Annotated in this window: 17 protein-coding genes; 10 read left to right on the top strand and 7 right to left on the bottom strand. The window is 65.1% G+C overall.

From position 1 onward, the window contains the following. Window positions 1–289: 289 nt before the first annotated feature. The 4 genes from QJT78_RS30125 (at window position 290) to uvrB (ending at window position 4,897) form a co-directional block, all read left to right on the top strand. Window positions 290–1,207, top strand: coding sequence for a LysR substrate-binding domain-containing protein (locus QJT78_RS30125; protein ID WP_028151584.1), 918 nt, complete (start codon window positions 290–292; stop codon window positions 1,205–1,207). 124 nt (window positions 1,208–1,331) lie between these two features. Beyond that, window positions 1,332–1,559: a hypothetical protein gene (locus QJT78_RS30120; protein WP_028151583.1), complete on the top strand. Its 228-nt coding sequence runs from the start codon at window positions 1,332–1,334 to the stop codon at window positions 1,557–1,559. 54 nt (window positions 1,560–1,613) lie between these two features. Further along, window positions 1,614–1,844, top strand: coding sequence for a hypothetical protein (locus QJT78_RS30115; protein WP_028151582.1), 231 nt, complete (start codon window positions 1,614–1,616; stop codon window positions 1,842–1,844). A gap of 92 nt (window positions 1,845–1,936) precedes the next feature. After that, entirely contained in the window at window positions 1,937–4,897 is a 2,961-nt protein-coding gene (gene uvrB / locus QJT78_RS30110; protein ID WP_080587016.1) for an excinuclease ABC subunit UvrB, read from the top strand. 85 nt (window positions 4,898–4,982) lie between these two features. On the opposite strand, the gene QJT78_RS30105 is transcribed toward uvrB, so the two are convergent. The 3 genes from QJT78_RS30105 to QJT78_RS30095 all read right to left on the bottom strand — a co-directional run bounded on the left by QJT78_RS30105 (window position 4,983) and on the right by QJT78_RS30095 (window position 5,979). After that, window positions 4,983–5,360: a hypothetical protein gene (locus tag QJT78_RS30105; RefSeq protein ID WP_038943931.1), complete on the bottom strand. Its 378-nt coding sequence runs from the start codon at window positions 5,358–5,360 to the stop codon at window positions 4,983–4,985. Window positions 5,361–5,477: 117 nt separating this feature from the next. Then, a complete protein-coding gene (locus QJT78_RS30100) occupies window positions 5,478–5,657 on the bottom strand; it encodes a hypothetical protein (RefSeq protein ID WP_028151580.1) in 180 nt (59 codons plus the stop codon). Window positions 5,658–5,739: 82 nt separating this feature from the next. Then, on the bottom strand, window positions 5,740–5,979 hold the full coding sequence (locus QJT78_RS30095) for a hypothetical protein (protein ID WP_038943930.1): 240 nt from the start codon (window positions 5,977–5,979) through the stop codon (window positions 5,740–5,742). A 293-nt stretch (window positions 5,980–6,272) separates the two neighbouring features. On the opposite strand from QJT78_RS30095, the gene QJT78_RS30090 reads away from it, so the two are divergent. The 5 genes from QJT78_RS30090 (at window position 6,273) to QJT78_RS30070 (ending at window position 9,803) form a co-directional block, all read left to right on the top strand. Then, a complete protein-coding gene (locus QJT78_RS30090) occupies window positions 6,273–6,725 on the top strand; it encodes a nuclear transport factor 2 family protein (protein WP_028151578.1) in 453 nt (150 codons plus the stop codon). Window positions 6,726–6,962: 237 nt separating this feature from the next. Then, window positions 6,963–7,403, top strand: a complete 441-nt coding sequence (locus QJT78_RS30085; RefSeq protein ID WP_028151577.1) for a nuclear transport factor 2 family protein — start codon at window positions 6,963–6,965, stop codon at window positions 7,401–7,403. A 383-nt stretch (window positions 7,404–7,786) separates the two neighbouring features. Beyond that, complete coding sequence (locus QJT78_RS30080; protein ID WP_028151576.1) at window positions 7,787–8,710, top strand: hypothetical protein; 924 nt, start codon at window positions 7,787–7,789, stop codon at window positions 8,708–8,710. A gap of 213 nt (window positions 8,711–8,923) precedes the next feature. After that, complete coding sequence (locus QJT78_RS30075; protein ID WP_014492019.1) at window positions 8,924–9,346, top strand: hypothetical protein; 423 nt, start codon at window positions 8,924–8,926, stop codon at window positions 9,344–9,346. A gap of 319 nt (window positions 9,347–9,665) precedes the next feature. Then, window positions 9,666–9,803, top strand: coding sequence for a hypothetical protein (locus QJT78_RS30070; RefSeq protein WP_014492018.1), 138 nt, complete (start codon window positions 9,666–9,668; stop codon window positions 9,801–9,803). A gap of 42 nt (window positions 9,804–9,845) precedes the next feature. On the opposite strand, the gene QJT78_RS30065 is transcribed toward QJT78_RS30070, so the two are convergent. The 3 genes from QJT78_RS30065 to QJT78_RS30055 form a co-directional block, all read right to left on the bottom strand. Next, window positions 9,846–9,992, bottom strand: a complete 147-nt coding sequence (locus tag QJT78_RS30065) for a hypothetical protein (protein ID WP_014492017.1) — start codon at window positions 9,990–9,992, stop codon at window positions 9,846–9,848. 199 nt (window positions 9,993–10,191) lie between these two features. Then, a complete protein-coding gene (locus tag QJT78_RS30060) occupies window positions 10,192–10,671 on the bottom strand; it encodes a MaoC family dehydratase (RefSeq protein WP_028151575.1) in 480 nt (159 codons plus the stop codon). Further along, a complete protein-coding gene (locus QJT78_RS30055; RefSeq protein ID WP_028151574.1) occupies window positions 10,671–11,123 on the bottom strand; it encodes a MaoC family dehydratase in 453 nt (150 codons plus the stop codon). The genes QJT78_RS30060 and QJT78_RS30055 overlap by 1 nt, the downstream gene beginning before the upstream one ends. Window positions 11,124–11,304: 181 nt before the next feature. Here QJT78_RS30055 and QJT78_RS30050 point away from each other — a divergent pair, with 181 nt between their 5' ends. Continuing rightward, complete coding sequence (locus QJT78_RS30050) at window positions 11,305–11,604, top strand: DUF4282 domain-containing protein (RefSeq protein WP_028151573.1); 300 nt, start codon at window positions 11,305–11,307, stop codon at window positions 11,602–11,604. Window positions 11,605–11,718: 114 nt separating this feature from the next. Here QJT78_RS30050 and ychF read toward each other — a convergent pair whose 3' ends face one another. Then, entirely contained in the window at window positions 11,719–12,816 is a 1,098-nt protein-coding gene (gene ychF, locus QJT78_RS30045) for a redox-regulated ATPase YchF (protein WP_028151572.1), read from the bottom strand. Window positions 12,817–12,850 lie beyond the last annotated feature (34 nt).

Genomic DNA, 12,850 nt, shown 5'->3' with positions numbered 1-12,850 from the left:
ACGGGGCACCTCTCTCACCCACGGCCTGCAACGACCTGGGGGTTTGCGGGCTCCCGTCCGTCACCGCAACGTCTACAATAGCTGACCTGCGGCGCTTCGACTTACAAGGGGGACTCTCCGCGGGGACGGCGCCAGTTTGACTCGTGGAGACTCCCCCTCACCCGCCACGCTTCGGGTGTCGGCCTCTCCCCGCACGCGGGGAGAGGCGACGAAGAACGTGCCTCGCTTGCCCCGGCTTCGCAAACTGAGTTATCTTGGCCTTGCATCAGCTTTCCTGAGGGTGGGTCATTTGCGGCGGCTGCTGTTTCTCAACGGCATCAAGGCATTCGAGGCGGCGGCGCGGACCGGCAGCTTTGCCGCGGCCGGGCTCGAGCTCAGCGTGTCGGCGGCGGCCGTCAGCCGCATGGTGCATCTGCTGGAGGAACGTCTCGGCGTCGCGCTGTTCGAGCGCAAGGCCAACAAGCTCGTGCTGACGCAGGCAGGCCGCGCCTATCAAAGCGGGCTCACGCCGATCTTCGACGCACTGGCCAGCCTCACCGCGCAGGTGACGGCGCCCTCCAGCGTCCGCGTGCTTACCATCGGCGTCGGCCACACCTTTGCGATGCGCTGGCTGATCCCGCGCCTGTCGGAGTTTCGCAGCGAGGAGCCCGACATCGAGGTGCGCTTCACCACCGGTGGTGCTGAGGTCCCATTCGGCGAGGACTGGAGCTGCGGCATCAAGCTCGGCACCGGCGACTGGCCCGGCCTGGTCGCCGAGCCGCTATTCGCCGGCGACCTCACCCCGGTCTGCGTGCCTCGCCTCGCCACCGGCCTGAAGCGGCCCGCCGACCTCAAAGGGCCAGGCCTGATCCGCGTCACGCATTCGCCGGAGGATTGGCCGATCTGGCTCAAGGCCGCGAACCTCACCCGCATCAATGCGCGCGGACCGGAATTCCAGTTCTACGGCCAGGCGCTCCAGGCCGCCGCCGACGGCCTCGGCATCGCCATGGGCATCCGGCCCTATATCGACGACGATCTCGCCGCCGGCCGGCTGGTCGCGCCGTTCGATCTCTCGGTTCCTAAGGGCATGCGCTGGTACCTGCTGTATCGCAGTTTTCAGACCGAGCAGCGCGACTTCGCCGCGTTCCGGCGCTGGATCATGCGGGCGGCCTCGGAGCCCGCCGCACGCCCCGCCAGGCGGATCGGCCGCGCCGCGCCACGGAACTGACGCCCGTTCAACGAGGCCCTGGGCAAAAAAGCCGACCGCTTGTGAATGGCTTCACATACTGAACGCGCCAAACGTGGTCCTCTGACCCTTCAACAAGACACTTACGGAACATTTGGGGACTACAATGACGACCATGTACGACGGTTTTGACATCGAATCCTTCGAGGCTGGCAAGGGCCTCTGGCATGCCCGCATCCGCCGCGCCGATCTCAGCCCCCTCGCCATCGATGGCGTGCTGTTTCCGGCCATGGAAGTCGGTTTCGCCTGGCCCGACCAGAACGCGGCCATCGCCGACGCCAAGCACCACATCGACCGCTTCCGCCGGCGGGCCGATGACCACGACGACGAATAAGCGCGGGACTCCAGGCGAACCAAGGGACCGCGCAGCATAAAGGGGGAACCGGTCATGTCAGTCATCGAATTCGAAGACACGCCGCGGCCGAGGATTTATGCCCGCAATGTGCTGTCGAAATGTCCCGAATGCGACGGCGATCTCGCGGTGCTTCGCGTGATCGGCGGCCGCGCCGGATGCGAGTACTGGACCATGCGCTGCACCGATTGCGGCGGGATCCATCTCGACATCCTCGAGCCGCGCCGCGCGAGCAACGACGACGAGGCCCCGCCGCCGGCGGCGTAAGCCTCGTGCTGCTGCCAACCTGCTGTCAGCAGCCTGAGCACGGACGTACCTTCGCTCTTTTCTGAAGCGCTGACTCGTCCCATATTCGGGGCATGGCGAAGAAACCTGCTCCCCCGAAATCCCCCAAATCCAAGACCCCGAACTCGAAGGCACATCGGCCTGACGTCCAGCCGATCGGGCCGGCGCTGGCCGAACTTCTGAATCCCGCGATCAATCGCGGCGATGCCGGGCTGGGATCGGGCACCGGGCTGCAGCCGCCGCCGGACAATTCGCGCGACCGCCGCGCCGGGGGCGAGGCTGCCGCGCATCGCGCACGTGCCTCGACGCCGAAGGAGTTTCCGCAGGACAACACCAAGCCGATGCCGCTGCGGCCCAATCCGCAGCCAGCGGGGGCGCGCGCTTCGGAGAGCGGCGGTTTCGATGAGGCGCCGCAGGCCAATTACGGCACGGCCGCCACGATCCCGACGCTCGATCCGGAACTGGCGCGGCAGCTCGGGCTTCCTACCGAGGAGGACGATGCCGAGGCGCTGGCGCGTCCGCCGCGCACCAAGATGGAGGCGCTCGGCGTCAAGGCCACCGCCGACGCGCTGGAATCGCTGATCCGCGAGGGCCGGCCGGAATTTCGCAAGGACGACGGCTCCACCAAGGTGTGGACCCCGCACCGGCCGCCGCGCCCGGAAAAATCCGAAGGCGGCGTACGCTTCGAGATCAAATCGCCCTACCAGCCGCGCGGCGACCAGCCGACCGCGATCGCCGAGCTGGTCGAGGGCATCCAGCGCAACGACCGCAGCCAAGTGCTGCTCGGCGTCACCGGCTCCGGCAAGACCTACACCATGGCCAAGGTGATCGAGGCGACGCAGCGGCCCGCCATCATCCTGGCGCCGAACAAGACGCTCGCCGCCCAGCTCTACGGCGAGTTTAGGAGTTTCTTCCCCGACAACGCGGTCGAGTATTTCGTCTCGTATTACGATTACTACCAGCCGGAAGCCTACGTTCCGCGCACGGACACCTACATCGAAAAGGATTCTTCGATCAACGAGCAGATCGACCGCATGCGCCACTCGGCGACGCGCGCGCTGCTCGAACGCGACGACGTCATCATCGTGGCGTCGGTGTCCTGCATCTACGGTATCGGCTCGGTCGAAACCTACACCGCGATGACCTTCGCGCTGAAGAAGGGCGAGCGCATCGACCAGCGCCAGCTCATCGCCGACCTCGTCGCCCTCCAGTACAAGCGCACCCAGGCCGATTTTACCCGCGGCACGTTTCGCGTCCGCGGCGACGTCATCGACATCTTCCCGGCGCACTATGAGGACCGGGCCTGGCGCGTAAACCTGTTCGGCGACACCATCGAGACCATCGAGGAGTTCGATCCGCTCACCGGCCACAAGCAGGACGAGCTCGAATTCATCAAGATGTACGCCAACTCGCACTACGTGACGCCGCGCCCGACGCTGGTGCAGGCGATCAAGTCGATCAAATCGGAGCTGAAGCAGCGGCTTGACCAGCTGCACGACCAGGGCCGCCTGCTGGAAGCGCAGCGGCTGGAGCAGCGCACCACCTTCGATCTCGAGATGATGGAGGCGACCGGAAGCTGCGCCGGCATCGAGAACTATTCGCGCTATCTCACCGGGCGCCTGCCCGGCGAGCCGCCGCCGACGCTGTTCGAATACGTCCCCGACAACGCGCTGGTGTTCGCCGACGAGAGCCACGTCACGGTGCCGCAGATCGGCGGCATGTTCCGCGGCGACTTCCGCCGCAAGGCGACGCTGGCCGAATACGGCTTCCGCTTGCCGTCGTGCATGGACAACCGCCCGCTCCGCTTCGAGGAATGGGACATGATGCGGCCGCAGACGGTTGCGGTGTCGGCGACACCCGGCGGCTGGGAGTTGAACGAGAGCGGCGGCGTGTTCGTCGAGCAGGTGATCCGCCCGACGGGCCTGATCGATCCGCCCGTCAACATCCGGCCCGCCCGCACCCAGGTCGACGATCTCGTCGGCGAGGTCCGCGCCACCGCCCAGGCCGGCTATCGCTCGCTGATCACCGTGCTGACAAAGCGCATGGCGGAGGACCTCACCGAATATCTGCACGAGCAGGGCATCCGCGTCCGCTACATGCACTCCGATATCGACACCATCGAGCGCATCGAGATCATCAGGGACCTCCGTCTCGGCGCGTTCGACGCGCTGGTCGGCATCAACCTCTTGCGCGAAGGCCTCGACATTCCCGAATGCGCGCTGGTCGCGATCCTCGACGCCGACAAGGAAGGCTTTTTGCGCAGTGAAACGTCCTTGATTCAGACCATCGGCCGCGCCGCGCGCAACGTCGACGGCAAGGTGATCCTCTATGCCGACCAGATGACGGGCTCGATGGAGCGCGCCATTGCGGAAACCAACCGGCGTCGCGAAAAACAGGTCGAGTACAACACCGCCAACGGCATCACGCCGGAGAGCGTGAAGAAGCAGATCGGCGACATCCTCAACTCCGTCTACGAGCGCGACCACGTGCTGGTCGAGGTCGGCGGCCACGACATGACCGACGACGTCATCTCGATCGGCCACAACTTTGAAGCCGTGCTCGCCGATCTCGAAACAAGGATGCGCGAGGCCGCGGCCGATCTGAACTTCGAGGAAGCCGCCCGCCTGCGCGACGAAGTCAAACGCCTGCGCGCCACCGAGCTCGCAGTGGTCGACGACCCCACCGTCAAGCAGCGCACGGTGCAGGGCAAGGCCGGCGCCTACGCCGGCACCAAGAAGTACGGCGACGCCGCCAACCTGCCCGTCAGCGCGATGAAGAAGAAAACCGTGAGCTCCGCGCTGAAAGCCAGCGGCGGCGGCAGCGGCTCAAAGGTGCACAAGCCGCATCTCGACGAGATGCATGGGCCGGAGTCGTTGCCCTACCGCGAAAACCTGAGCCTGCCGGCAAAGCCGTTCGGCAGCACCAGCCGGATCATCCAGCCGACGGACTCGAGGCAGTCAGGGCCGGAGTTCGGGCCGGCACCGAAGTCGACGGGTGGACAGCCGGGACGACGGGGTGGGTGGAAGAAGAGGTAGGCGGCGCAGCTTCATCCGCGCCAGTCGCGGCTATGGATTCCGGTCTCGCTGCTTTGCAGCGCCCCGGAATGACGAGCGAGAGATGTCACCCCACGCTCGCCGTCACCACGGCCATCACCGACAGCAGCAGCACGATGGTCACGAACTGGAGCGAGGCGACCGGCTGGGTGCGCCATGCGGTGATCTTGTCGGCGAGCGACAGATGGGCCTCGAAGAAATTTGGCTCGTAGACGGCCTTGAAGACAGCGGGGAAGCTCGGGCCCAGGGTCACCGCGAGCAGCGCGTGGGCGAGCGAGGCGATTGCGACGAAGATGGCGACGCCGGGGTCGCCGACGAGGTCGTGGTTGCCGACGAGCTTGAGCAGGAAGGCGCCGGCGGCGAAGGTCGGGAAGCTCTGAAGGATCGCGGTCAGCGCGAGGCCTTCGAGCGCGTTGTGCAGGCGGGACTTTCTCGCGGCGACCATGGCACGTCTCCCAGATGACATGCCGATGACGCTAGCCGCGCCGGGCGAGGGGGTGATGTGAGATGGGTCACGCCCTTGGCGGGTCTTCCGCCCGCGACAGCGGACAGTCGAACAGCCTCAGAGCTGACGGAAGAATACGAGGTAAATCGCCAAACCGACCGTGGTGAATGACAGCAGGACGCCGAGCCAATTGTATTTGACGCCTCGCGTGCGGAAGGCGCTGATCACAAAACGAACGAGGAAATACAGGAACAGGATTGCGAGGACGACGCCCCACAAGAACTTCCCGACGTCCATCGTCCCCTCGCCCGACTCAACCCCAGCGTTTGCAGCTGGAACTTACCATCGGGGCAAACGGGACAGAAGGGGTTCCGGGCCTCTACAGCTTCCCCTGCCCGTTCACCTGGCCCTGCTGTTGCTGCTGCTTTTCCTGCTCCTTGGCGTGATGCCTGCCGTAGAGGCAGCCGGCGGCGGCGCCCAGGACGCCGTGATGGCCGGCATAGTGGCCGGCGACGCCGCCGACGACGACGGCGCCCTTGATGCAGCCCTTGGCGTTGGCGGCCGAGGTCGCGCCCAGCATCAGCAGTGCTGCGGCGACGGTGAGAAGCGGGGATTTCATGATCGATGTCTCCGGATCGGTTTCGGCGTCTCAACGACCACCGACGGGCGCGGGTTCCGGTGCGCCGTGCATGGCGGGACGCACCCGCCGGTATGCACGCGGCGTCATGCGGGGCGCGAAAACCCGCTCGAATTCTTGCAGGCGACCACAAACACAACCAGTAATTGCATTTCATGAACCAGGCCTTGGATCGGCGCGTCATATGATCCGGACACCTTTGTTTTTGCGGATTGATGGACCCGCAGAGCGCGCATTGGCGTTTGCAATCGACACCCCACGAGGGCGGGAGCGGCATGACGGTCGAATCGCTGAACAGGCAACGCGTGCTGCATCTGCTGGACAGTTTTGCGCGCGGCGATATCGAGGCCGCGCTGTCGTGCTGCACCGACGACGTCGACTTTCTCACCCACGCGCCGATCGACGTGCTGCCGCACATGGCGCCGCGCCACGGCAAGCAGGAGCTGCGCGAGCTGTGGCAGACGGTCTGGTCGCGCTATTCCGAAATCCGCTACAAGGCGCCGCACATCCTCGCCGAGGGCGACGAGGTCGCGACCTACATGCACACTTACTTCAAGAAGCGCAGCAACGATCGCGTCGTGCAGTTCGACATGGCTGTGTTCTACAGCTTCCGGGGCGGACTGGTGGCGCAGATCCGCGAGATCATCGATTCCTACGATCTGGTGCAGCAGGTGCTGGAGCGGGAGATCGGGCCGCTGATCGTGGGCGCGCGGGTGGACGGGGGATGATCCTTCATCCCTCGCCCCCGTTCTTACGGGCAGAGGTGAAGCAGAGACCGGGAGATTACGGGGTTCTGTTGTAAATCTCACAAAGCGCATCAATTGTGCATTGCGAAAACGTGAATTGCGTTTTGGCCGAAATCGCCTATTTTATTTGTATACGAATGAGTTGAACGTCCCCGGCACCTTTTCTGTGCATGGGGCTGTTTTCCGTTTTTCTGCAAGCCAGCTTCAGGACGCCCCCAAATGACAGAGCACAGCCTCTGGCGTTTCTCGCGCGCGTTGCATCGCGCGGTGAACGACCGGGATTTCAGGGACATCGAGACCCTGATCGACGAGGACGTCGAGTGGGCGATCTACGGCCCGATCGACATGTTTCCGTTCCTCGGCGCGCGCCAGGGCCGGGACGCCGTGCTCGACGTCATTCGCCAGCTCGCCGACAATTTTCATGTCCGCCGCTTCGACCGCGAGAGCATCATGCTCGGCGTGGATTCCGCCGCCTCGATGCTGCGCTATTCACTGACCGCGCTGGATTCCGACAAGCCGATTAGCTTGCGGGTCGCGCAGTTCGCCCAGTTCAGGGCGGGCAAGCTGATCAGCATGCGCGTGCTGGTCGACACCTTCGATCTGGTTGAACAGGCACTCGGCCGCGCCATTCATCTGCCGAAGATGACCCGCGTCGGCTGAGGGGGACGCCAGCGGGCCCCGCTTGCCGGGACCGATGATTGATGCTCGCCCGATCCGCGTCCTGGCCTCCAGCCCCGCCGGATGCCGTCGTGGCGAAGCTCGTCATCGGGCGCGCGCCTTTCGCGCGGCCCGTTGGTTCGCCATTCCGGTGGTTTGAGCATGATCTCCGCGCAAACGCGTTCCGCGTTTGTCGCGAGGGAAAACCGCTGCACACATTGCGCTGGCGCGGCCCTTCGGGTCCGGATCATGCTCCGGCCGAGGCGAGCCGCCACAATTTCGCAACGATAGATCACCAAGTGTTGAGCGGACCGAATGGCGCATGGTCATCACCGAAGGCCGCATTATAGTGGCGGCAAGCATGCGCTGGGCTCGCGGGCAGGACGATGGAATTCTCGACAGGTTTTGGCTGGACCAGGCTGCCGGTGCTGGCGGCGGCATTCATTTTGGGCTCGGTTCTGACGGTCTCGGCGCAGATCATTCCGCCCTTCTCGGCGGCTGCGCCTGACGACCAGGCCGAGACCGAAGCCACAGAGACCGCCGCGGTCCCCGACGTCAACGACCCCGACATTTTAAAGGGCATCGACGTCGACAAGCTCGACTGGAGTCAACTCGCGGTCGACGCCGGCACCGGCAACGACGCCATGGCCGCCAAGAAACGCGCCCAGGCCGCCGCCAAGGACGGCCTGAACTGGTCGTCGAACGCGAACGCCAACGGCTCCTCGGCGGTGACGGTGAAGCAGTCGGTCTCCTCGTTCTGGGACGCCCGCATCGGCGCCGACATGACGGTGACGAGCGAGCCGCGGACGATGTCCGAGCTGCTGGCGCAGAAAGCCACCAATGGCGGCAGCCTGCCGCAATCCTCCGGCAGCGCCTGGGCGGCGGCGACCGCGCCGGGCGCCGGCTCGATCTGGGACAAGACCGCGGTGGAAGCCCGCGTCGATCCCGGCGCAGAGCAGAGCAAGATCGGGGCGTCGCTGATCAAGTCGGTGCCGCTCTCGAGCGACACGTCGCTGACGCTTCAGAACGGCTACAGCGTCAACCAGCAGGGCACCACCGCCATGCCCGGCATCGGCGGGCACGTCACGCGCAACTACGAGACCGATCAGACCGCCAAGGTCACCCTCACCGACACCGGCACCAGCATCACCGCCGGCCAGTCGCTGTCGACCACCGACGACAAATGGCTGCGCAAGGTCGGCGCCGAGCAAAAACTGTTCGACAACGTCACCGTCTCCGGCTCGGTCGGCGAGACCTCGCAGGGCGCGATCAACAAGAGCCTGACGGCGGGCTTCAAGAAGAGCTGGTAGCAGTCCAGCGCCCCTCTCCCATCATCCCGGGATAGGTTCGTTTTCCCAGCAGTTCAGACTCTCGTAACCATACGCCACGGCAAAGCCCCCGAATCGTCCGCCCTTGCCGTATCTCGGCCAAGTTGCGGTCAAAATCCGACGCCCTAGTCGGATGACCGAACTCGTCGTGCGGGGGACACTCGCGCCGCGCTCAACGCGAACAGGGGAATAACGATGAACGCCATGCGTCCGGAAAAGACCGAATCCACCGAGACCGAGACGGTCGACACCAACCTCGCCGCAGTGACGGAAGTTGAAGCCGGCATCCGCGACTTCGTCCGTAACGACATCGCCTATCTGCGCCGGCCGGCATCGGGAACCACCGACACGCCGCCGCTCGATCCGAGCGCGGAAGCCACCGTCACCAACGTCAACTCGCTGATCCAGCGCGTCGCCGGCACCTCGCTCGCCGAGATCGAGAACCTGATCTCCGAGCTCGAGAGCCTGCGCGACCTGCTCCATGCCGAAGGCCAGCGCGTCCAGCGCGAGATCTCCGGCTATGCCCAGCTCAGCCAGGCCGCGATGAAGTCGACCCGCATGATCGCCGACAACGTCGCGCAGTGGAAGCGCGCAGCCGACGGCCTGCGCAACAGCTGATCACTCACGTCAAGCATCACCAGCCGCCGCCGCGTTCCGCAAGGGGCGCGGCGGTTTTGATTCGTGGGGGTGAAGCGGTACTCCGTCTCTCCTGTCCAGGTGTCATCACCCGCGAAAGCGGATGATCCAGTATTCCAGAGACGACAGTGATTGAGCCGAGAAGCCGCGGCGTACTGGATGCCCCGCCTTCGCGGGGCATGACAGCGGGGGTTTGGCGAGCGCCGCGCGGGCGACAACATTCACTTTGAACCCTCCGCGCCCCAGCGCCGACCAATGCCAAGCGCCCGCAGCCTTGAGGCCGGGCCTGGGGACATTTCAGATGGAAAGCATTCGGCCCGACAACACGGACCCTATCCCGCTGCGACCCGCGCCGAACCAGTTCGGCACGATCATGCTGCGCTTCGTCGGATTGCTGGCGGTCGCGATCGCGGTGCTGGCGTTCGTCTATAGCCGCTGATGGCGGAGGCCGGGCGTCCGGCCCCGAAGAGTTAACGGACCCTTAACGGCTCGCGTCGATCGCCGAGGCTTCCAGGGTGTAGGCGCCATCGGCGTAGCCCTTCACCACCATGCCGGCGACCAGCATCACTGCCAGCGTCGCGGTCGCAAAGATAAATCCCACCAGCTTGAGTGCGCCGCGGTCTGCCATGGTCCTCGTCCCCTGTTCTCTGCCCAATTCGTTTCAATTAGACAGCGACAGGTTCATAATTGGTTAGCAACTCGATGGTTCCGCCAACTGCTTCGCGGGTCACCATGTTGAGCAGGCTTATGGCAGCCGCCCGGAATCGCGTCCATAGCGCGCGGGCAACACTCGCGCACACATTTGGACCGTTCATCTTGGAACAGGTCTAACCGCCGTTCCGCATCGGCACGAAGGCGCTGGCGGTGATGGAATAGACCTCCTCGCCGCGCTGGTTGGTGCCGGTGGTGCGGGCCGTCAGAATGCCCCAGCCGGGGCGCGAGGCGGAGCTGCGCTTTTCGATGACTTCGTTGACGTAAGCGACGGTGTCGCCGGCGAGCACCGGCCTGATCCAGCGCAGGTCGCGAAAGCCCGGCGACGGCCCCCACACCGCGACCTCCTCGCCGCGCGAAGCGGCCTCGCGCGTCAGACGCTGGCCATCGGCGACAAGCAGGCTCATGCAGGCCGAGCCGACATGCCAGCCCGAGGCCGCAAGGCCGCCGAACAGCGAGTTCTTGCCTTCCTCCTCGTCGAGGTGGAAGCGCTGCGGATCGAACTTTGCGGCGAACGTCTTGATGGACTCCGCCGTGAACGTATAGGCGCCGATCTCGCTGCGGTGGCCGATCTCGATCTCCTCGAAGAAGGGCATCAGACTGCTCCCTCGCGCCGCTTGATCAGGATCGGCGAGGTCATCTCGCACAGCGCCTCGCCCCTGGCGTTGCGCACCGTGCATTTGAACTTGACGATGCCGAGCTCCGGCCGGCTCTTCGAGGTGCGCGCCTCCAGCACGTCGACGTCGAGCATGAGGTCGTCACCGGGCCGCAAGGGCGACAACCAGCGCACCTCGTCGACGCCGGGCGAGCCGAGCGAAGCGGCGCGTGTGATGAAGCCATCGGCCATCATCCGCATCATCAGCGAGCAGAGGTGCCAGCCCGAGCCGGACAGGCCGCGCAGCATGCTCTTGGCCGCGGCCTCCTCATCGAGGTGCATCGGCTGCGGATCGAACTCGGCGGCGAAAGCCAGGATCTCGTCGCGGGTGACATGGCGCGGGCCGAATGTTCCGAACCGGCCGGGCGGGAAATCTTCGAAGGTCAGGGTCATCTTGGGAAAGCTTCGAGGGAATGACAGATTGTGGCCGCACTTTGCGGCAATCTCAACCCGCCGGCCCGCATGGCTCGTGCTACATTCGAGGCGCCGGCGTTGGTCTTGAGTCGGATTAACCGAGGGCCAGGATCCACGTGCAAGGCCCGATTTGAAGGCTCGATTTGCCTTGGGGGGAGCAATGTTTTCATTCAGCGATCTGTTTCAATGGGACCGCTTCATCACGCCGACGATCATCAAGACCTTCTACTGGCTGGTGATCGCGCTGATCTGCCTGTTCGGCCTTTCCGGAATCTTCTCCGGTCTCGCGACGATGGCGATCAGCCCGTTCGGCGGCTTCCTGGTGCTGCTGTCGTCGATCGCGAGCATCGTCGTCGGCATCGTGTTCTCGCGCATCGCCGCGGAGCTGATCCTGATCGTCTTCCGCATCAACGAGCATCTCGGCGCGATAAGGGACCAGGGCGGCGGGATGCGGTCGTAGGTGCCGTAGGGTGGGCAAAGCGAAGCGTGCCCACCTCTTCTGTCGCTATATTGGATAGATGGTGGGCACGGCGCGATGCGCCTTTGCCCACCCTACGAGAGTGCTCTCCGCGTCTTACGTATTGAATCTAAAATGCATCACGTCGCCGTCGGCGACGACGTATTCCTTGCCTTCGAGACGCAGCTTGCCGGCATCGCGGGCACCGGCTTCGCCGTTCAGCGCGACATAGTCCTCATACGCAATCGTCTCGGCGCGGATGAAGCCCTTCTCGAAGTCGGTGTGGATCACGCCGGCCGCGCCCGGGGCCTTGGTGCCGCGATAGATGGTCCAGGCGCGCGCTTCCTTCGGGCCCACCGTGAAATAGGTGATGAGGTCGAGCAGGGTGTAGCCGGCGCGGATCAGCCGATCGAGGCCGGCTTCTTCGAGACCCAGCGTCTCCAGGAAGTCGGCGCGCTCCTCGCGTGAAATGGTGGCGATCTCGGATTCGATCTTGGCGGAGATGACGACGGCAACGGCGCCTTCCTTGGCCGCCTGCTCCTCCACCGCTTTGGAGAACGAATTGCCCGTGGCGGCCGAGCCTTCCTCGACGTTGCAGACGTAGAGCACGGGCTTCGACGACAGCAGGCCGAGCATCCCGAAGGCGCGCTCCTCCTCCGCCTTGCGCTCGACGAGGCGGGCGGGCTTGCCCTCGCGCAGCAGCACCAGCGTGCGGTTGACGAGGTCGAGCTGCTCCTTGGCGTCCTTGTCGTTGCCCTTGGCTTTCTTCGTGAGGTTGTCGACGCGCTTCTCGAGGCTGTCGAGGTCGGCGAGCATCAGCTCGGTCTCGATGGTCTCGATGTCGGCGAGCGGGGCGATCTTGCCCTCGACATGCGTGATGTCGGAATCCTCGAAGCAGCGCACGACATGCGCGATGGCGTCGACCTCGCGGATGTTGGCGAGGAACTGGTTGCCGAGGCCTTCACCCTTGGAAGCGCCGCGCACGAGGCCGGCGATGTCGACGAAGGTCAGCCGGGTCGGGATGATCTGCGCCGATTTGGCAATGGCCGAGAGCTTGTCGAGCCGCGGATCGGGCACGGCGACTTCGCCGACATTCGGCTCGATGGTGCAGAACGGATAGTTCGCGGCCTGCGCCGCGGCCGTCTCGGTCAGCGCATTGAACAAGGTCGACTTGCCGACATTGGGCAACCCGACGATCCCGCATTTAAATCCCATGGTCGTCCTCTATCCGTATTCGTCATGGCCGGGC

This window comes from Bradyrhizobium sp. Mp27 (assembly GCF_029953005.1).
Classification (GTDB): Bacteria; Pseudomonadota; Alphaproteobacteria; order Rhizobiales; family Xanthobacteraceae; genus Bradyrhizobium; species Bradyrhizobium barranii.
This window is presented reverse-complemented; position numbering and strand designations above follow the sequence as displayed.